Source organism: Fibrobacter sp. (assembly GCA_024399065.1).
Lineage (GTDB): Bacteria > Fibrobacterota > Fibrobacteria > Fibrobacterales > Fibrobacteraceae > Fibrobacter.
The window spans coordinates 181,218-200,175 of sequence record JAKSIB010000002.1; the positions used below are offsets into that span (position 1 = coordinate 181,218).

General features: G+C 50.1%; 15 protein-coding genes. 8 read left to right on the top strand and 7 right to left on the bottom strand.

All coding sequences use genetic code 11. The features are described from left to right. Positions 1-85 precede the first annotated feature (85 nt). A complete protein-coding gene (locus MJZ25_01935) occupies positions 86-2,998 on the top strand; it encodes a DUF349 domain-containing protein (protein ID MCQ2122923.1) in 2,913 nt (970 codons plus the stop codon). Between the two features lie 89 nt (positions 2,999-3,087). Then, positions 3,088-4,062 (top strand): threonylcarbamoyl-AMP synthase, encoded by a 975-nt coding sequence (locus MJZ25_01940; GenBank protein MCQ2122924.1) that lies wholly within the window; start codon positions 3,088-3,090, stop codon positions 4,060-4,062. 103 nt (positions 4,063-4,165) lie between these two features. Here MJZ25_01940 and MJZ25_01945 read toward each other — a convergent pair whose 3' ends face one another. Further along, entirely contained in the window at positions 4,166-4,918 is a 753-nt protein-coding gene (locus MJZ25_01945) for a peptidase M15 (protein MCQ2122925.1), read from the bottom strand. Positions 4,919-4,951: 33 nt separating this feature from the next. After that, positions 4,952-7,309: a hypothetical protein gene (locus tag MJZ25_01950; GenBank protein MCQ2122926.1), complete on the bottom strand. Its 2,358-nt coding sequence runs from the start codon at positions 7,307-7,309 to the stop codon at positions 4,952-4,954. Between the two features lie 32 nt (positions 7,310-7,341). Here MJZ25_01950 and MJZ25_01955 point away from each other — a divergent pair, with 32 nt between their 5' ends. Then, positions 7,342-8,127: a nitrilase gene (locus MJZ25_01955; protein MCQ2122927.1), complete on the top strand. Its 786-nt coding sequence runs from the start codon at positions 7,342-7,344 to the stop codon at positions 8,125-8,127. Between the two features lie 398 nt (positions 8,128-8,525). After that, positions 8,526-8,831, top strand: coding sequence for a hypothetical protein (locus tag MJZ25_01960; GenBank protein MCQ2122928.1), 306 nt, complete (start codon positions 8,526-8,528; stop codon positions 8,829-8,831). A 124-nt stretch (positions 8,832-8,955) separates the two neighbouring features. Here the strand turns inward: MJZ25_01960 and queA are convergent, their stop codons facing one another. The 4 genes from queA to gltX are packed head-to-tail and all read right to left on the bottom strand — an operon-like array spanning position 8,956 to position 13,738. Then, positions 8,956-9,999 (bottom strand): tRNA preQ1(34) S-adenosylmethionine ribosyltransferase-isomerase QueA, encoded by a 1,044-nt coding sequence (gene queA / locus MJZ25_01965; GenBank protein ID MCQ2122929.1) that lies wholly within the window; start codon positions 9,997-9,999, stop codon positions 8,956-8,958. A gap of 1 nt (position 10,000) precedes the next feature. Next, positions 10,001-10,984 carry a WYL domain-containing protein gene (locus tag MJZ25_01970; protein MCQ2122930.1) on the bottom strand — a complete coding sequence of 328 codons (984 nt, stop codon included), beginning with the start codon at positions 10,982-10,984 and terminating at the stop codon, positions 10,001-10,003. Positions 10,985-10,999: 15 nt separating this feature from the next. Further along, entirely contained in the window at positions 11,000-12,244 is a 1,245-nt protein-coding gene (locus MJZ25_01975) for a BON domain-containing protein (protein MCQ2122931.1), read from the bottom strand. A 21-nt stretch (positions 12,245-12,265) separates the two neighbouring features. Further along, positions 12,266-13,738: a glutamate--tRNA ligase gene (gltX, locus tag MJZ25_01980; GenBank protein MCQ2122932.1), complete on the bottom strand. Its 1,473-nt coding sequence runs from the start codon at positions 13,736-13,738 to the stop codon at positions 12,266-12,268. 321 nt (positions 13,739-14,059) lie between these two features. Between gltX and MJZ25_01985 the strand changes: the two genes are divergently transcribed. The 3 genes from MJZ25_01985 (at position 14,060) to ispD (ending at position 17,253) form a co-directional block, all read left to right on the top strand. Beyond that, positions 14,060-15,502 (top strand): sodium:alanine symporter family protein, encoded by a 1,443-nt coding sequence (locus tag MJZ25_01985; protein ID MCQ2122933.1) that lies wholly within the window; start codon positions 14,060-14,062, stop codon positions 15,500-15,502. Between the two features lie 419 nt (positions 15,503-15,921). Next, a complete protein-coding gene (locus tag MJZ25_01990) occupies positions 15,922-16,482 on the top strand; it encodes a hypothetical protein (GenBank protein MCQ2122934.1) in 561 nt (186 codons plus the stop codon). A 36-nt stretch (positions 16,483-16,518) separates the two neighbouring features. After that, positions 16,519-17,253 (top strand): 2-C-methyl-D-erythritol 4-phosphate cytidylyltransferase, encoded by a 735-nt coding sequence (ispD, locus tag MJZ25_01995; protein ID MCQ2122935.1) that lies wholly within the window; start codon positions 16,519-16,521, stop codon positions 17,251-17,253. 42 nt (positions 17,254-17,295) lie between these two features. Here the strand turns inward: ispD and MJZ25_02000 are convergent, their stop codons facing one another. Further along, positions 17,296-18,300 carry a hypothetical protein gene (locus MJZ25_02000; protein MCQ2122936.1) on the bottom strand — a complete coding sequence of 335 codons (1,005 nt, stop codon included), beginning with the start codon at positions 18,298-18,300 and terminating at the stop codon, positions 17,296-17,298. A 123-nt stretch (positions 18,301-18,423) separates the two neighbouring features. Here MJZ25_02000 and MJZ25_02005 point away from each other — a divergent pair. Beyond that, on the top strand, positions 18,424-18,958 hold a 535-nt coding region (locus tag MJZ25_02005; protein MCQ2122937.1), incomplete at its 3' end, for an HD-GYP domain-containing protein.

An 18,958-nucleotide genomic window follows, 5' to 3' on the forward strand; every position in this document is an offset into this window, starting at 1 on the left:
GGGAAATTTTTTTTCAAAAAACTTTTTTTATTTAGATTATAACTATAAATCCGGTATACGGATTTACCTACCTATTGGAGATATTATGAGCTTATTTGATTTTATGAAGGCAAACTGGAAAAAATCCGACCCCGCTGTACGTGCAGCTGCCGTAGAAACGGAAGTCGAAGATCAGGACATTATTGAAAGCCTGGCCAGTTCCGACCCTGATGTTAAGGTACGTACCGCTGCAGTCAAGAAGTTGACCGTCGTCGAAACACTTCAGAAGATTTCCAAGTCTGACAGTGACGACAACATCCGTCGCCTCGCTGCAAACCGTTACCTGGACGAAGTGGTTAAGATCCTTAAGAATGCAACCAATCCTTCCGAAAAGGAATTGGCATTGGCTGTCGAGCTCAAAGATTCCCATTATGCAGAAGATCTTTTGAAGTCCTCCATCACCAGCGAAATCGTTCGCGCCGAGTTGGTGAAGCTTTGCAACAAGTCCAGCATCCTCGCCGCTGTCGCATCCAACGATGCCAGCGAAAAGATCGCTTTGGCCGCAGCTGAAAAGGTGACCTCCGAATCCCTCATGCAGGATTTGACCAAGAAGTCCAAGCACAACTCTGTCCGCAAGTTGATCGCCGACAAGATCCGCGCCAAGAAGGAAGCAGAAGACGGTGGCAAGAAGGCCGCAGCACTTCTCCAGAGCAAGCGCGAAGCTTTGATCGGTCAGGCACATAGCCTCGCCGCAAGCAAGGACCCGCTGAGCGTCAAGGCTCAGTTCGACGACTTGATGAAGGACGCCGCCGCAATCGGCATGGGCGAATTCCAGCCCACCCTCAACGAAGTTTACGCCAGCTTCAACAAGTTCTGCGACGAACTCAATGCAGAAAAGTTGGCCGCAGCCAAGGCCGAAGCTGAAAAGCAGGCAAAGATTCAGAGCCTCGCTTCTGAACTCGAAGAATTGGAACAGATCATTGCGGAAGGCAAGCTTGCCGACAGCGCTGACCGCGTCTCCGCCATCATGAGCGACTGGACCGAAGGCAAGTCCATCATGGAAGCAAGCCTCATCAAGCGTTTCAACAACGCCTACTTCAAGGTCCAGGAATCCAAGAAGGTTGTTGAAGTTGCAGAAACGTCCGCAGAAACTGCTGCAGACGAATCCGCCCGTCCGGAATTGCTGGAACGTCTCCAGGCTCTTTCCGAAACCGACGTGAACGAATCTACCGGCAAACACTTGCACGCCATCGTCCGCGAATGGGAAAAGCTTCCGCTTCTCGAAGGCGAAGACCCCACCCTCCAGTCTTACAACGCACTTCGCAACAAGCTATCCGAAAAGATTTCCGCTTTCAATGAAAGCGCACAGAAGATTGTTGAAGAAAATTCCGCAAAGCTCAAGGCCATCATCGAAAAGGTTAAGGCCTTGGACGAAAACGAAAACTTCACCGAAATCAACAAGAAGGTTCGTGACTTCTACAACCAGTGGAAGGAAATCGTCGGCGAGCAGAAGTTCAAGTACCACGACCTGTGGCAGGAATACAAGGCAGCAACCGCCCGCTTCCAGGAAATGCAGCAGTGGGAAAACTGGCACAACGAAAAGGACCGCGACGACCTTCTCACCGAAATGGACGCTCTCACCAACGAAGCTCCCAGCCAGGCTGTTCTCTCCAAGCTCCGTGAACTTTCCAACCGCTGGAAGGAAATCGGCCGCGTGTCTGCCGACAAGTACCAGGCTATGCAGGAACGTTTCCAGGCTAACTACGAAAAGATCAAGACCAATTGCGCATCCTTCATTGAAGAAATGAATGCAGAACGTCTCAAGAACTTGGCCGACAAGGAAGCCCTCTGCCAGAAGATTGAAGAACTTGTTGCCAACGCAGAAATTTTCTGGAAGGACAAGTTCAAGACCATGCAGGAACTCCAGGAATCCTGGAAGAACATCGGAATGGTGCCGAAGGAAAATGTTGCAGCCCTCACCGAACGTTTCAAGGCCGCAGTCAATTCCTTCTACGCACAGCATAAGGAAAATGTCAAGCAGGAAGACGAGTCCCGCGAAGCCAACTACGAAAAGAAGGTGGCTCTCTGCGAAGAAGCCGAAGCACTTATCGAATCCACCGACTGGAATGCTACTTCCAACAAGCTGAAGCAGCTTCAGGATGCATGGAAGGCCTCCGGCCCGGTACCTAAGAGCAAGTCCGACGAAATTTGGACCCGCTTCCGCACCGCTTGCGATAGCTTCTTTGAAAAGAAGCGCACCCACTTCGAAGAAATGGATGCAAGCAAGCAGAAGAATCTCGACGCCAAGAACGCCATCTGTGAAAAGATGGAAGCAGGCGAAGCAACTCTTACTTTGGACGAATTGAAGGCTGCAGAAGCAGAATTCAAGGCACAGGGCATGGTTCCCAAGGAAGCTATCGAAAAGATCAGCGACCGCTTCAATGCAATCCACAACAAGATCCTCACCCGCCTCGCCCAGGCAGACGCAACCCTCTCCGCAGCCCTCGACGAAGTCAAAGCCAAGAAGCAGGAAATGATCGAAAAGGTCCGTCAGTTCTGTGAAAGCGCTGGTTCCAACCAGTTGGCCGACGCCGTTCGCGAAACCCAGAAGGAATGGCGCGAAATCGGTTCCTGCGGTGCTGAAGATCAGAGCCTCTACAAGACCTTCCGCGAAGTCTGTGACGATTTCTTCACTCGTCGTCGCGACCAGCTGGACATTCAGGAACAGGCTCGTCAGAACAACCTTCAGAAGAAGTTGTTGCTCTGCGAACAGGCAGAAGACTTGCTCACCGACTTGAGCGAAGCTACTGTTGGCGCATCTATGAACAAGGTCAAGCACCTCCGCCGCCTCTGGAAGGAAGTGGGAGCAGTTCCTCGCGAACATTCCGAAAAGACCTGGAACCGATTCAACACCGCCTGCGACAAGGTTTTCGCATTCGGCCGCAAGGACGAACCGAAGGCTGACGAATCCGCTCCCGCAGCAGATGCAAGCGCAGAAGCTCCCGCTGAAAACGCTTAATCGCTAAACGCGAAACAATTTAAGGATGGTCCATCGGGCCATCCTTTTTTGTTCTTGCTTTTTCAAAGCAAATTTCTAAATTGCAGTCCATGAAATTTCCTCCTTGGACATCTGTTGACGAAGCAGCCAAATTGCTGGCTGAAGGCCAAGTTGTCGGCATTCCTACCGAAACTGTTTACGGTCTCGCAGGCAACGCCTATGAGCCCAAGGCTTTGGCACAGATCTTCGCCATCAAGGAACGTCCCACCTTCGACCCGCTAATCGTCCATATCTGCGACGTGGCACAGTTGAAGGACGTGGCCAAGGACATTCCCGAAGCAGCCTACAAGTTGGCAGAAGCCTACTGGCCCGGCCCTATGACGCTGATCCTTCCCAAGAAGGATTGCATTCCGGACCTTTGCACCAGCGCATTGCCTTCTGTTGCCGTACGTTTCCCGTCTCACCCTGTGGCACAGGAAATCATCCGTAAGGCAGGCGTGCCTCTGGCTGCCCCTAGCGCAAACCTATTCAAGCACGTAAGCCCCACAACGGCTCAGCACGTGGCAGACCAGCTGGCCGACCGCGGTATCGCAGGCATTGTGGACGGCGGCCCCTGCGAAGTGGGTGTGGAAAGTTCAATCATTTCTCTCGTCGGCGAAACACCTACGGTGCTACGCCCGGGTGCCATCACCCCGGAGATGGTAGAGAAAGTTCTCGGCAAGGTGGCCATCAAGGAATCTACGTCCAAGCCGGGCCAGCCCATGGCAGCCCCGGGTCAGTGCGACACCCATTACCGCCCGCAAGTTCCGCTGTTCTACGGCGAAGTGCCTGCAGGTACAAAACTGCCAGAACACACCGTGCGCATCGCTTTCGGCAAGCAGGCAGGCGTTATTCCTGCCACCCTGAATCTGTCCGAATCTGGCGACATGCTGGAAGCAACCGCGAAGCTGTACGCCTTCATGCACGACCTGGATTTGCCCGAATACGATTTGATCCTCGTGGACCCCATTCCCAATGTGGGCGTAGGCATGGCACTGAACGACCGCCTCAAACGCGCTAGCATCAAGGTCCTTCCCGGCGCATAAAATCCCGAGGCATAAACTTTTTAACGCGTAAACTTTTATGCGCATAAACTTTTTTGCGCATAAAATTTTAGCCGTCCTCTTCAGGGCGGCTTTTTCATTGAAATTATATTCCGAACTTTTCAAAGTTCTCGTAGGTATATTCACGGGTGTACGCATTGAAATGCCACCACTCGCTATTCAGCGGTACCCAACCCGCCTTCTTCATAATAGCACGAAGCTTGTTACGGTTATCAATCTGTTCCTGCGTAAGGCGGCCACTCTTCAAAGCATCAGCCTCCCCCACCAAGCCCGCGCAACGCTCAAAGGAGTCAAAGTCCGTTCCCATGTCCAGCAGGTTTCCTTCAGCATCTGTAATGCTCAAGTCAAGAGCCAAGCCAAAGTTATGCAAGCCACCTTTCACCGGCGAAGAAACGTAATGGGAATAGGGCGTTCCCGCCACCATCCTCTTTAACGCAGCCTGGGCATAGATGGGTCGAGCAGCGTCAAAGATCACCAACTTGGAGCCAGGCATATCCTTCTCCATAATGGCGATGGTCCTTTTTAGCTTTACATAGGCATCCTTACGGACGAAGGCACGTTGTACACCGCAATACAAATCATGACCGGTAACGTTATTGAAGGTACCGTAACGCAGGTCCATCTGCAGGCCCTTCAAACGTGTAATCTCCACAAGGCTGGTGTCCGCCTCGGCGTAGGCAATCCATTGTTTTACCGATGAACAATAACGTAACGGCTTTTCAGGTTTCGCCGGTTCGAACTTCACGTCGGTGGCATAGGTCGGGTCCGCAAAGGACATTACACTCAAGATTCCAAGAGCGACAACAGTCCTAGCCATCATTTCGAAAAGCATTTTCATATCCGGAGCCGAGCCCCACAAACCTTAGGAGGATTACGTTCCCAAATCTACTTCTACACCGAACTGGAAGAACAAGCCCATGCCCTTAGCCATGAAAGGAACCAGTTCGTATCCATTCGAAAACTTGTTGTCCCTATCGCGAGTAACCCAGGAACGTTCGCGGGCATTTTCTCCACCCAGGAAGCGCAAGGCGCCCACATCGAGATTTGCAAAGAGGTTATCCACTTCAAGATAGAAACGTGCGCTGTTAAACCAGAACTTCTTCTTTGCAATATCCAAATTGACACGCAAATCCGTGCGGAACATATCAGTGAACTTATTCAAGTCCTTCAGCTCACGGGTACCAACATTACCATCCTTGGACGGAGTAATTGCATAGTAGTACAGCGGACGATGCAGGGCTGCATGGTGAGTCAAGATCACAGAGATGATAGAGTCCTTGCGCGGATAGTAACGGAAATGGGAAACGATGTCCAAACGGGAGTTAGCTTCCCAAGGCAGGGAACCATCACCTTCCAATTCATATTCGCCATAGACTGAGCTAATGTTCGTCGCCATGGAGAAATGGTGAGAGGTCTTATATTCCACAGAGCCGCTAGCGCCAAGAACCCAGGCATAGTCAATGGGTGTTACGTCGTTGTATTGAGCATAGGCCTTCGGCAAGGGCAGCAAGGGATTGTGGTAGTAGCGGCCAAAAGCGGAAGCCTGAGCAACAAGATACTTGGAATTATAGCCACCGCCAATCTTTGCAGAAGTACCAGATTCCAAACGGCCAACCAGGTCACCATTGTCGTAATAAGGTTTCCAGTCACCGCGGAAAGCTGCGTTGGCAAACATGCGCCAGTAAGCAGTATCGGTCTTTGAAAGATTCTGCTGGAAATCAAAGGAAGCAGTAGGCAAAGCGTCGTGACCAGTCCAGTCCGCCACAGCACCCACAGACAAAATCTTCTGGGAGAAATCATCCTTCCAATTCAAGCGGGCTACGCCGGAAATAACGCCCGTCATGTAATCATCGGACTGGATGGTTCCAAAATCAGGATAGCTTCGATCCAAAATCTGATGTTCATAAAGCAAAGCACCACTGAGGTCAGAGCCAAGGAACGTACCAAAACCCTTGTCGGCACCCACAGTAATTGTGCTATGAGTGTATTCATAACTATCAATAAATGTTCTGGTAATGTCTTCAAGCTTAGAAGGGTCAGAAGCCGGGCGGAAACCAATGGTATCGCGCAAGGTATCGCCAAGATGTTCCTGGACAAAACCGGCATGGAAGCTTGTACCAAAACGGGATTCATATTCCGCACCAATAACCAAGTAGGACTGGACGCCTTCAATAATGTCAATAGCCTTAGGATCGACCGCAAAGGAGTGAGTCGTATCCTGATGGATGCTGTAGTCATCCGAGCTGTACAGGGCTCTCAACGCCCAAGTGTTACCATTGCTATCGGAGCCGTTCAACTGAGTGTAGAAATCCATCGCATTAAGATCGAAGGGATCGGAATTCTTTACCTTGCAATCCTTGCACTCGTCAGTACGCTTGCGGAATTCAGAGAAAAACTTTTCGCCAAGATTCTGCAACATGTCGCCATCCAGCATACGGAAGGCAAAACGGAAGCTGTCCCAGAAAAGCCACGGAGCATCGACAACAACTTCACGCATGGTAATACCAGCAGAGAGCTTAGCGCCCCAGTCGCCCTTGGTCTGTTCAGGAATGTACTGCACAGAAGTTGCCAAGCCCTGGCCAATGGGGCCCTCGCCATAGTTATCATGAACTTCAATACCACTCAAGGTATGAGGATTCACCACAGACAAGTTGCCCGGGAAGCCAACATCCAAATGACGCATGTTGGGAATACGCAAACGGCCCAGATGGTAGGCCACGTCGCTGGCGCGGGAACCGTCATAATACAAAGCGTTGCTAAAATCCTTCTGGCCGGAAATACCCGGCATCTGGCTCAAATGTTCCGTAAGATCGAAGCGCATGCCTGCAGCGTCTTCCAACTTGTCCAGGTTAACCTTACGTTCCACATTCCACTGAACCTTTTCTTCACCGCCACCGATAATGGTGCTTGCACCAAGGTTACGAACATTGGTAGAAAGAGTGACCACCATGTCCGTCAAATCGGCAAAGTCCTGCAGTTCCACAAGTACACTATCAAAGCCATCCTTCTTGAAAATCAAGGAGGCGTTCTTGGAATCTACGGTGTATTCGAAACGACCATCGGAATTGGTCTCACCCACCTTTTTCCCAGACTGGTAGGCGATCATCACATCCTTGATAGGAAGGTCTGATTCCGCTTCCAAAACAACACCAATAATAAGAGTCTTGGTCGCAGCAAAAGTATAGCTTACCGCAAGAACAATCAGCAACAAAAGAGAACGGACTTTCATAATAAACAAATTAGAATAAATTTTTTATCTTGATGACTATGTTAGATGTATTCTTGGTACAAATGGATTGCGGAAACTTTGACAAGGTGCGAAAGCTCCTGGCCAAGGTTAATCTACAAAAAAACGGTCTCATAATCCTACCAGAGATGTTCTCCACCGGATACATCCCTAAGAATCCCGCGGAATTCGCCGAAGACTTCAGCAACGCAGACGCAAGCGCCACCGCACGCTTTTTAAGCGAGCTGGCAAATGAAACAGGCTGCGCAGTAATGGGAGCGGGCATCGGCCGCAATGCCAGTGGAAAACTGACAAACCACAGCAGCGTTTACCTTCCAGGCAACGTCAGCGAATACACAGGCTACAACAAGGTTCATCCCTTCTTTCCCGAATTTGACGAATTCGAATCCGGCGCAGATGTTAGTTTGTTTGAAATTAACGAATGGAACGTTTCCAGCGTCATTTGCTACGATTTACGCTTTCCGGAATTGTTTCGAAGCGCAGTCAAGAAAGGCGCCCAGCTGATCACTGTTCAAGCCGCCTGGCCCAAGGTCAGAATTGAACATTGGGAAACTTTGCTGAAGGCCCGCGCCATCGAAAATCAAGTCTACATTGCAGCAGTCAATGCGGTTTCCGCAGGCGAAAATAGCAACGTCGACGAAAAGAATCGACTGGGCGGAACCTCCATGATTATCACCCCACAAGGCGAAGTGATTTCCCGCGGAAGTTGCAATTGTGAAGAGGTTGTTCATAACTCGTTGGACATCTCGTCATTAATTAGTTACCGAAAGGCTTTTCCCGTCCTGAATGGAATAGTCTAAAACGGAATGATTTAAATCACACTAATTTATCCGTAATTCAAACGCGTTAAAACGTTGATATTCAACGTTTTGTTAGAAAACAGTGTGATGTAGATTTCTTTGGAATTTTACGTCCTCATTTTTGACATTGAAATGTCAAAAAAAATATGTAAGTTTGATAGTGTAATTTAAGGCTAACCACAGACGTGCGAGGTTCACCATGTCCCCCAATAGAATCCAGTATGCAAAGGCATTGATCAAGGCCGGCGTTACCCGCGAATTGGTCTTGCGCATCACTGCCATTTCTAGCTACCAGTACGTTCAGATTCAGCGCGAACTTGCCGCCTAGTAGGCTCACGTTGAAGCTTATCCTAGTCATTCCTCCACAGCCTGCCACTCAAAATGAAGAGAGGCAGGCTGTGCTTTTTTCCTGCTTTCGCGATGGCAGCTTGCTGCTGGAAGGCAAGGACGGAAAGAAGCCCGCACGTTTCTTCTTGACACCCCAGGACCAATTTCCCTGGGCTGACTTTATCCAGAAAATGATGGTGGCATGGCAGCTGGGAGATTACTCCGAATTGCCCCGTGAATTTCATCCGCAAAAAAGAATCCCACCCTTCGTCACCGACGAACTCTTGAACGAAACTCTTCCAAACCAAATGAAGGTTCTCGCCACTTTGAGACAGCAGGGATATTTTCCGCCCCTTCAGGCTAGAAAAGAAAAATGAACTCCGAAGAGTTCATTTTTCTTTTCAATTATGAATTATGAAGTATGAGACGAATAATCGCGCCTCCAGCGCCATATCAAATCTCGTAATTCATAATTGTTAATACTCTACCGCATTTCATGCGTTAGAGTATTAACATTCCATCGCCGTAGCTAAACAGCTTCAGCCTGTTTTCCACAGCCATCTTGTAGGCAGCGAGAGTATTTTCGCGGCCATAGAACGCAGATACCAAAAGGATCAGGGAGCTCTTGGGCCAATGGAAATTGGTGAGGAGTCCATCGATTACCTTATAGCGGTAACCCGGATAGAAGAAGGCGTGGGTCACACCAGTCTGGGCCTTCACGGTACCGTCATCGGCGGCGATAGTTTCCACCACGCGGGTGCTGGTGGTACCTACGGTAACGATGCGACCGCCGGCGGCCTTCGCCTTATTGATGATGTCGGCGTTTTCCTGAGTCATCTCGTAGTGTTCACCATGCATCTTATGCTGCGTGAAGTCTTCTACGGAAATATTCTGGAAGGTACCAGGACCTACGTGAAGAGTAACTTCGGCAACATGCACGCCTTTAGCCTTCAACGCGTCCAGCATTTCTTCGCTGAAATGCAGGCTGGCGGTAGGAGCGGCCACGGCACCAGAATACTTTGCGAAAATCGTCTGGTAGGCCTTTTTGTCTTCTTCATCGTCGGGACGGTCAATGTAGGGCGGAAGCGGAACATGGCCCTGAGCATTCATCACGGCTTCCAGTTCCACCGGAGTCACCGCAAAACGCAGCACGCGGGAACCGTCTTCGTTCACAGATTCCACCGTAGTCTTGACGCCGGCGATAATCAGTTCGCGTCCCACCTTGAAAGCCTTACCGGGGCGAACCTGCGCCTCGTAGCGGGCGGAGCCATCTTCCGCAGGAATCATCGCCTGCACCAGCAATGTTTCCACCTGGCCGCCATGCAGAGTTTCACCGTACAAGCGTGCAGGAATCACCTTGGTATTATTCACCACCAGGCAGTCCCCCGCCTTGAACAGGTCTACAATTTCGCATGCCTTCATGATGTGGCGTTCTCCGCCATCCTTAGGGCAATGGAGAATGCGGGTCTTGCCCTTGCCTGCAGTGCGGCTAGCAATCAGTTCCGGAGGAAATTCAAAGGTATAATCAGAAAGATTGTGTTCCATCTTATGCGTCCATTTCAGCCAAGGCTTTCTGCAGCTTTTCCTTGATGGTTTCCTTCAAACTTGCCGGTTTCAAAATTCGAATGTCAGAAGAAACGCCCATAATCCAAGTCACGAAATCCGGAGTGATTCGCAGCTTCATATCTACGATCATATTCTTGTCCTTGTCGTAGCGCTTCTGGATTTCCGGATTGAAATGAGACTTTTCAAACTGGGTCTGCAGCCACTTGGATTCAGCCTTCACCAGCAAGGATACATCCTCATAATGTTCCATGGAGGTCCACTTACCAAAAGTGTACTTGTAGTGAGTCTTTGCATCGAAAGGCATTTTCGGGAACGGCACATTGGTTTCAGAAATACTGATGATATTTTCAAAAAGGAAGTTCTTGAAAGTCTGAGTTTTTTCAAACTCATCATCGGCAGCCACAAGGTACAGCGTATCCATACGCATAATCACCTTGACAGGGCAAACTTCAAGCCAACCGGACTCCTTGTTCTTGGAGGCGTGACGGTAATTCATTTTGATTTTAAAACCAGAATGGATTGCCTTCAAGGCCTTATTGACCATGGTATCCTGCAGCTTGTTATCACTAAAGGGGCCGTAGTCCAAAATATAATCCTGGTCCACAGAAATAGCTTCCGGTTTGAAGTCTTCGGGATTGGTGCTCTGCATGGCACCAATAACCTTGTCCAGCAACTTGATATTCTTGATATCAGAAGCGTCCGTTGCAGACATGCCCTTCTTCACCTTTTCCAGCTGTTTGACAACACTCTGGTTAAAATTGACTTCGCCTTCAGTCTGGATGATGTAATAGGTTTCACCACCTTCCTTGAATCTACGCAAGCCGCAATTTTCGTTGGAAACAATATCCAAGTGGCGGAAAATAGTACGGGTTCCACATCCCAGTGATGCGGCCAACTGCTTCACAGTCATCTTGGTCTTGAGTTTAGCCTTCAAGTCATTGATTTTCTGGTAACTCGTAGACATAAAAAACTCCTTAAATTATTGCAGCCTCAGGCGGTTTTCAACCGACGTAGTCTTAGCGTTTTTCACAACAGACAGGAAAGCCACCTGTTTCTGGATTACAGAAACAACAAAGCCTTCGAGCAAATATTTTTTTCGAACATAGGAAACTCGGATATGAGCGCCCTGCAACATGGAATGCAAAGCAAGATCCGTTTCCATTTCCTTGCACAACTGAAGATTTTCCACGGAGTCATCAGGGAGCACCGTGATGTTGCAGTTCAAGTCAAGGATTCCTGGAACTTCTCCAACTCGGGTTTCAAAGTCCTTGGTAAAATCAGATTCCAGGCAGTTCGCCGTAATTTCCGCACGGCCAAAGGTAACCTTCACCGAGTAATCAAACATTCGGCAATTGGTCGATTCCAAAATGGAAAGAATCGAACGTTCCATCTGGGAATCCGTCACAAAGGAATCCGACTGAATTCTGGTAAAGTCTACACAGCCGCGAACCTTGGGCAAGCCATCTACGCAAGCCTTCATGGCTCGCTTCATGGAAAGATTCTTTACATGACCATGCAGGAACACAATGCCCTGTCCCACCTGAAGAGTAATCTTCTTTACGTCCTCCGGAAACACCTGGGCAAGCTTGTTACGGACAACAGTCTGCAACTTATCGTTAGGTGCATTCTGAGCATTTTCCGGCATGGTGATAAAGACTAGCGTCTTATCTTTCAAAAGAACGGCCAGCTTATCCTTTTCGCCATCATTCACCAGGCCCACGCAGACACCGAACTGATCACGGATTGCATGGTAAACATGGTCGCCAATCAAGGTCACGGAACTTTGCGAAGGAAGAAGTCTATATCCGTCGGGAGCTTCCTCTTCTTCCACCACAATCTTTTCGCATTCCACTTTCTTGACCTGGGCACCATCAAAACTGATGTTGATGATTTCCTTGTCGGGACCCTGGAAAACGCTTTTCACGACACCCGGCTTAGGCTGTCCTTTGAAGTAAAGCCAGTTGCCCGGATTAATTCGGTTGTGACCGTAGATCTTTGCATAGTCCTTGTTGATTTTGTCGGACCTGCAAAAAGTGAACTCATGGGAAAAAGCCACGAAAAGCGTTTGGCATTTTTCACAGCTGCACAAAAGCGGAATATGGGAATCCATTCCCCCGTAGGTGGAATAGTTTTCACGAGCATAGATGCCATGCTCCCGCACCTTCTGGCAGCGGCGGCAGAACAACTGCTGTGAAAACAGCCTATGGGGAAACAGCGGTCTCATTCTAGATTCGCGCCCCGAGTATTAGCCCATCAACGGAAGAGCAACGTCGATACGACGGAGGGTTTCTTCCTTACCGATGATTTCGAACATTTCCCACAGGCCAGGACCGGCAGTAACGCCAGACACAGCCAGGCGAGGTGCACCCACCAGTTCACCAACCTTGTGACCGATACGTTCGGCCAGAGCGTAGAATTCCTTTTCGATCACCGGAGTCTTGAAGTCTTCGATGGAAGCCAGCATGTCACGAACCTGCTGGCAGAGTTCCTTGGAGCCTTCACCAAAGTGCTTCTTGGCACCCTTTTCGTCGTAGGTTTCCGGAGCCTTGAAGAAGTAGGTAGACATTTCTGCCAGGTCCTGCACGAAGTGTGCGCGGGGTTTCAGGTTCTTCACGATTTCCAGGAGACGAGCTTCAGGTTCGTTACTCAGGTCAAAGCCCTTGGCGGCAAGACCTTCCTTCATGATGCCGAGGAGCATGGCGTCGTCGCACATGTGAATGTGCTGGCCATTCATCCACTGCAGCTTCTTTTCATCGAAGCTTGCGGGCTTCGGGTTAATGCGTTCCAGGGTGAAGCAGTCGATCATTTCCTTGATGGTCATAACTTCGCGGTCGTCGCCCGGATTCCAGCCCAGGAGTGCGAGGTAGTTCACGAGAGTTTCGGGCAGGTAGCCCAGGTCGCGGAAGTCGCCCACGGATGCGGCACCCTTACGCTTGGAAAGCTTACCGCCGTTCTTATCCAGAATCACCGGCAGGTGGCACCATACGGGAGGTTCCCAGCCGAAGGCCTTGTACAGCAGTTCGTGCTTGGGAGTAGAAGAAATCCATTCGTCACCGCGGAGAACGTGGGAAGTACCCATCAGGTGGTCATCCACAACAGATGCGAAGTGATAAGTGGGGTAACCGTCGCGCTTGATGAGAACCAGGTCGTCCAGCAGTTCATTCTGGTAGGAAATGTGACCGCGGATCATGTCATCAAATTCAGTGACGCCAGTTTCGGGAACCTTGAAGCGGATCACAGCCTTTTCGCCGGCGGCAATGCGGGCTTCGGCTTCTTCGCGAGGAATGTTGCGGCAGTGACGGTCGTAACCGGTCACGGAAACGCCGGCCTTTTCCTGTTCGGCACGAACTTCCTGAAGACGTTCTTCGGTGCAGAAGCAGTAGTAGGCGTCGCCGGAGTCCAGCAACTTCTTGATCTGTTCGTTATAGATGTGCAAGCGTTCGCTCTGGAAGTAGGGGCCGCAATCCTTTTCACAACCCGGACCTTCGTCCCACTGCAGACCAAGCCACTTCAGGTCGCGCATCAAGTCGTGGAGAGCGGTTTCGTTGTAGCGCTTGCGGTCGGTATCTTCGATACGCAGGTAGAAAACGCCACCCATGGCCTTTGCAAAGAAGTAGTTGTAAATAGCAGTACGGGCACCGCCAACGTGGAGGTAGCCAGTGGGGCTAGGTGCAAAACGCACACGGACAGGACGCTTATTATTGCAGCAATCGCACATATTGTATTCCTTTTTTCGGGCAACCGCGCAAAAGGCCTCGCACGGCTCCATAGTTTAAATTTTCTGTGTCAAAATTTAGCAAAACTTTTTTCTGCAGGCACAGAGGGGGGTGTTGCGGGGGAACGCCGCAGAGGGGGTAGCGAAAAACAACACCGTTGGTTGAAGCGAGGGGGAAAAATCACGAATCAGCACTTAGTTTCCAACCCATTGATGTGCAACGATTTACTATCTTTCGTCCGTAAATTTTTCAACTAGCGGATCCGTGTAGAAAACGCGCATTTTTGCGTAAAGATCTTGCGGCCGCGTAGCCAAAGGATCGATATGGAAGCTTTTACCGCTTTTCTTGATACCATCGATGGCTATGTCTGGGGAGTTCCCCTCATTGTAGTCATTTTGTTTGTTGGTCTGCTTTTGACCATCCGCCTAGGATGCCTCCAGGTGATGAACCTGCCCAACGCTCTCCGTTACATGCTCCACAACGAAAAGGGCGGCGAAGGCGAAGTTTCCAGCTTTGGCGCACTTTGCACCGCTCTTGCCGCTACCATCGGTACCGGTAACATCGTGGGTGTGGCAACCGCCATCGGCACCGGCGGCCCGGGCGCATTGTTCTGGATGGAATTTGCAGCCTTCTTCGGCATGGCAACCAAGTACGCTGAAGGCGTTCTGGCCGTGAAGTACCGCAAGATGGACAATGACGGCAAGGTTCTGGGCGGTCCCTTCTACTATATCGAAACAGGCCTTAAGGAACGTTTCGGTTGGAACATGAAATGGCTCGCAGTGCTCTTCGCCATTTTCGGCGTCTGCGCCGGCGTTATGGGCATCGGCACCATCACCCAGGTGAACGGCATTACCAGCGCCATGGCCCGTCTCACTCCCAACGCTGCTGAATTCATCAACATCGGTGGCAACTCCGTCAGCGTCACCACCGCTATCGCAGGCCTTCTGGTGACCGCATTCTCCGCCTTCGTGATTATCGGCGGTCTCAAGCGTATCGCCAAGGTTTCTACCTACATCGTTCCGGTGATGGCAATTCTCTACATTCTCGCTTGCTTGCTGTTGCTCTTGATGAACTTCGCTGCAATTCCCGAAGCCATCCAGACCATCGTCCGCGCAGCCTTCAACCCCAGCGCGGTGACCGGCGGTGTGGTGGGCACCATCTTCATCGCTATGCAGAAGGGTATCGCCCGCGGTATCTTCAGTAACGAAGCAGGCCTCGGTTCCGCACCTATCGCAGCAGCTGCCGCAAAGACCAACGAGCCCGTCCGTCAGGGATTGGTTTGCATGACCGGTACTTTCTTTGACACCATCATCATTTGTACCATGACCGGCCTTGCCATCGTGGTTTCCGGCGCTTGGGATCCGAAGCTGGGTCTCGAAGGCGTGAACATCACCATGGAAGCATTCTCCCGCGGTCTCGCATTCTTCCCGGGTGGCGCAACCATCGCTCCGTACTTCTTGGCTGTGGCTCTGGTGTTCTTCGCATTCACCACCATCCTCGGCTGGGCCTACTATTCTGAAAAGTGTCTGCAGTACCTGATTGGCGGCAAGAAGAAGGGCGCAATCCTCGCCTACCGCTGGGTCTATATCGCAGCAATCTTCATCGGCCCCTACCTCACCGTAAGCGCCGTGTGGACCTGCGCCGACATTTTCAACGGCCTCATGGCATTCCCCAACTTGATTGCCTTGATCTTGTTGAGTGGTATTGTCGCGCTTGAAACCAAGGACTTCCTGGATCGTTTGCATAGCGGCCAGATCGGCGACTAATTACCGCAGAGTTCGCGCTGGTTAACGCCGCGCAAAATCGCAAATCAGTTCCGCGCAAATTCACAAAAGAAAAACAGATGGTGACGAGCCATCTGTTTTTTGTTTTATCAGAAAAAGTCATCGCGTTTGTCATCTTTCGACATCGGCAAAAATGTATTTTAAAAAAGTCTAAAAAGAGGGTGAAAATGATTACCACATTTTTGATTGTTCTAGGGGTTCTTGCCCTACTGGGAGGAGGCAGCGCCGATGTAGGAGACGCCTGCCTAATCACCCTTCTATTGAAGATTTTGCCCTTGCTTTTGATTTTTGGTGGAATTTTAACCCTTGTCATGTGTAGTCACTGACAACTTAAAGGTGATCTGATTAATTTCCTCAAAAAGAACAAAAACTATATTTGCCGCTGTAACAAGGATTGATTTATGGCAAAAGAATTTCAGATGCAAATGAACCTGGCTTCCCGCCTGGACAAGTATTCCCTGAAGCTGCAGCAGCTCATGGTGAAGTCTAAGTTTACCCTCAAGGCCATGGAATATGGCGCAACCCACGTGATGCTCCGCGACCTTATGAAGTACGGCGTGGAACTTGACGGCGTGTTCAACAGTGTTGGCGATTTCTGCTTCTCCAAGACCACCCTACCCCTGGAAGAATACGCCCTGGATATGGAAGTCCAGTTTGACGCAGTGACTTTGGAAGCCCGCCTGATGAGCATCAGCATTTCCAGCAAGCGCGTTAAGGACGGCAATACCGAAACCGAATATTCCTTCAACTTCGAAAAGGATGCTGACAAGGAAGACTTCGACATGGTGATTCCCTACTTCAAGGTGAAGGAACCGGACGAAGAACAGGACGACCCCAACAAGGTCGACATGGGCGGCCTCCAGGACGCACTTTCCGAATTGGAAGGCGGTGGAAAGGGCAAGTTCAAGCGCAAGAAGAAGCGCCCCTTCATCTACTACGACACATACTTCACCATCAAGTAGTTTTAACGAGAAAAGGTAAGTTTTCGGAGCTTATTTATGGACAAGAAATTTGCAGTAGTTTTGCCGGCAGGTGGCCTTGGAAAGCGTATGGGCGGAAACATTCCCAAGCAGTTGATGCTTCTGGGAGGCAAGCCCGTTTACCGTTACTGCCTGGAAACCTTCTTGTCCATGGATGAAATCGTAGAAGTGGTGATGGCAGTGCCTGCCGACTGGAAAAGCCATTTCGAAAACGAACTTTTCGCAAGCGCAGGCGAACGTTGTGATGCAGTGAAGGATTGCGCAGAACTTTCTCCTGAAATGCGCGCCAAGCTGAAAATCGTTGTGGGCGGAGCAGAACGTTGGCAGTCCGTGGAAAACGGCGTAAACGCATTGACCAGCGACGCGGAATACGTGCTGGTCCACGACGTGGCCCGCCCTTTCATCAGCAGGGAAATCATTCTGGACGTTTGCAACACCTTGGTTACGAAGGGCGCCTGCCTTGTGGCCAAGCCCGCCGTGGACACCATCAAGATTGCCGCCAACGGCCGCGTTGAAAAGACCATCGACCGCAACACCGTTTGGATGGCCCAGACACCCCAGGCGGCCCGCATCGACGTCTTGAAAAAACTCTATGCCCGAATCGCCGCAGAACCGCTGAACTTTGTTCCCACCGACGAAGCCAGTATCCTGGAATTCTTCGGTGAAGCAGTCTACATCGTAAAGGGCGCGGCCGCTAACGACAAGCTGACCACCCCCGAAGACTTCGAAATTTTCGCGGCAAAGATTAAGTAACCGTGGGAAGTAAATAACCGCGGGAATTAAAATCTCGCGACTTTACGAAAGCATATACAGTCCGGCAAAGAACACCACAAGGCCTCCCGCAAAGGAGGCTATAATGTGGATGTAGCCTGCCAACCAACCGGTTTTGGAGGCACCCTTATCAATGCCTTTTTTCAGGGCGATGGCGGCAACACCAAACATCACATTGGTGAGCGTCATGCCAATGCAAATCATACCTGCAGCGGCAAGAGCCAACCCCACCATGGAATTCAGCAGGCAGAAAAGTACAATCAAGGCCACGGCTGGGCAAGGCACAATTCCTGTAACAGCGGCTACGCCAATCAGTTCTTTCCAGGAAGTACTTTTCGCAGCAGGGATTTCGCCGACTTCGCCTCCGACACAACCATCCCCTATACCGGCGACAGCATTAGCCTTTCGTTGTTTTAACAACTTCACCAAATCGTGAATGGCAATTCCCACCAGCAACAAGCCAGTAAAACAAACCAGGCCATAGCTCACCTTTTCCATTCCCTGGCGCCCTACTTCAAAAGTCGGGAACACGGCCGCCTTCAAAACAGCGTACAAGGCAAGCAACAAAATCACCGCACTTAATGTATGAGCAAAGGTGATTCCAGCACCAAGAGCAACCCCGTGCCTCCAGCGACCCTTACGAGCCAGGAAATAGCCCACCACGATGGATTTTCCATGGCCAGGGCCTAAGGCGTGAAGCATTCCGTACAAGAAACAAATGAGAAGGAAAGTCCAGATGACACCTGTTTCTCCCGCTTTCATGGCATTGATTTTTGCCGCAATATTTTCTCGCAGCATTTTCTGCTGAGCTGCAAAATTTTCCGTTAGGCAAAAAATATGAGAGTCATGAATACTTACAACAGACTGTTTGTCTTGAGCGACAGTATCGGGGAGAGGCGTCGATTCAACGGTTTCGGCAGATGCCGTAGAGCCATCCATCGAAAACTTTTTCTTTGTAACCGCAGAAAAAGAGAACTGCGCACAAAGCAGCAACAAGGCAACAAACAATGTGGCTATGGGTGATTTCATCGTTTGATAATATATAAAAGATTATGGTTTCATTATAATTTTTATTCTTCATTTTTCGTCTCAAACCTATTTACTTTTTTGTTAGATTTAGCTAACTTATAATTGTATAAAACAGGAGGATAAATGTCAGCATTATCTCAATATCACGACTTGATTTTATGCATCGTATCCGCATTGGAAGCAAGAGATTCCTATACCAGTTTTCATTCGTCCCGCGTGGCAGAAATGGTGGAAGCCCTATGCAGGTTTATGGGCATAACCGGCGATCAGGAAGAGCTTTTTCACATTGCCGCGCATCTGCACGACGTGGGTAAAATCGGGATTCGTGACGACGTTCTTTTGAAAGCAGGACGCCTTAACGATGAAGAGTGGGAAATCATGAAGTCGCATTCCGAGCAGGGCTATGAAATTTTGATGAAAGCCAAGTTATTCCAGGATGTAGCAGTCATTGTCCGCGGTCACCATGAACGCTGGAACGGCAAGGGCTATCCCGACGGATTGGCAGGCAACAATATTCCATTGGGATCAAGACTGATTGCCATCGCCGACTCCATCGACGCCATGATTTCAGACCGTCCGTACCGCAAGGGATTGGACGTTTCAATCTGCAAGGAAGAAATAAAAAAGAACGCCGGAATCATGTACGATCCCGACGTAG

Bases quoted from the DNA above. Each gene is read 5' to 3' on its own strand.
- MJZ25_01955 (MCQ2122927.1), top strand. From the start codon at position 7,342: ATGACTATGTTAGATGTATTCTTGGTACAAATGGATTGCGGAAACTTT.
- MJZ25_01940 (MCQ2122924.1), top strand. From the start codon at position 3,088: ATGAAATTTCCTCCTTGGACATCTGTTGACGAAGCAGCCAAATTGCTG.
- MJZ25_01970 (MCQ2122930.1), bottom strand. From the start codon at position 10,984: ATGTCTACGAGTTACCAGAAAATCAATGACTTGAAGGCTAAACTCAAG.
- gltX (MCQ2122932.1), bottom strand. From the start codon at position 13,738: ATGTGCGATTGCTGCAATAATAAGCGTCCTGTCCGTGTGCGTTTTGCA.
- MJZ25_01985 (MCQ2122933.1), top strand. From the start codon at position 14,060: ATGGAAGCTTTTACCGCTTTTCTTGATACCATCGATGGCTATGTCTGG.
- MJZ25_01945 (MCQ2122925.1), bottom strand. From the start codon at position 4,918: ATGAAAATGCTTTTCGAAATGATGGCTAGGACTGTTGTCGCTCTTGGA.
- MJZ25_01990 (MCQ2122934.1), top strand. From the start codon at position 15,922: ATGGCAAAAGAATTTCAGATGCAAATGAACCTGGCTTCCCGCCTGGAC.
- MJZ25_02000 (MCQ2122936.1), bottom strand. From the start codon at position 18,300: ATGAAATCACCCATAGCCACATTGTTTGTTGCCTTGTTGCTGCTTTGT.
- queA (MCQ2122929.1), bottom strand. From the start codon at position 9,999: ATGGAACACAATCTTTCTGATTATACCTTTGAATTTCCTCCGGAACTG.
- MJZ25_01975 (MCQ2122931.1), bottom strand. From the start codon at position 12,244: ATGAGACCGCTGTTTCCCCATAGGCTGTTTTCACAGCAGTTGTTCTGC.
- MJZ25_01950 (MCQ2122926.1), bottom strand. From the start codon at position 7,309: ATGAAAGTCCGTTCTCTTTTGTTGCTGATTGTTCTTGCGGTAAGCTAT.
- MJZ25_01935 (MCQ2122923.1), top strand. From the start codon at position 86: ATGAGCTTATTTGATTTTATGAAGGCAAACTGGAAAAAATCCGACCCC.
- ispD (MCQ2122935.1), top strand. From the start codon at position 16,519: ATGGACAAGAAATTTGCAGTAGTTTTGCCGGCAGGTGGCCTTGGAAAG.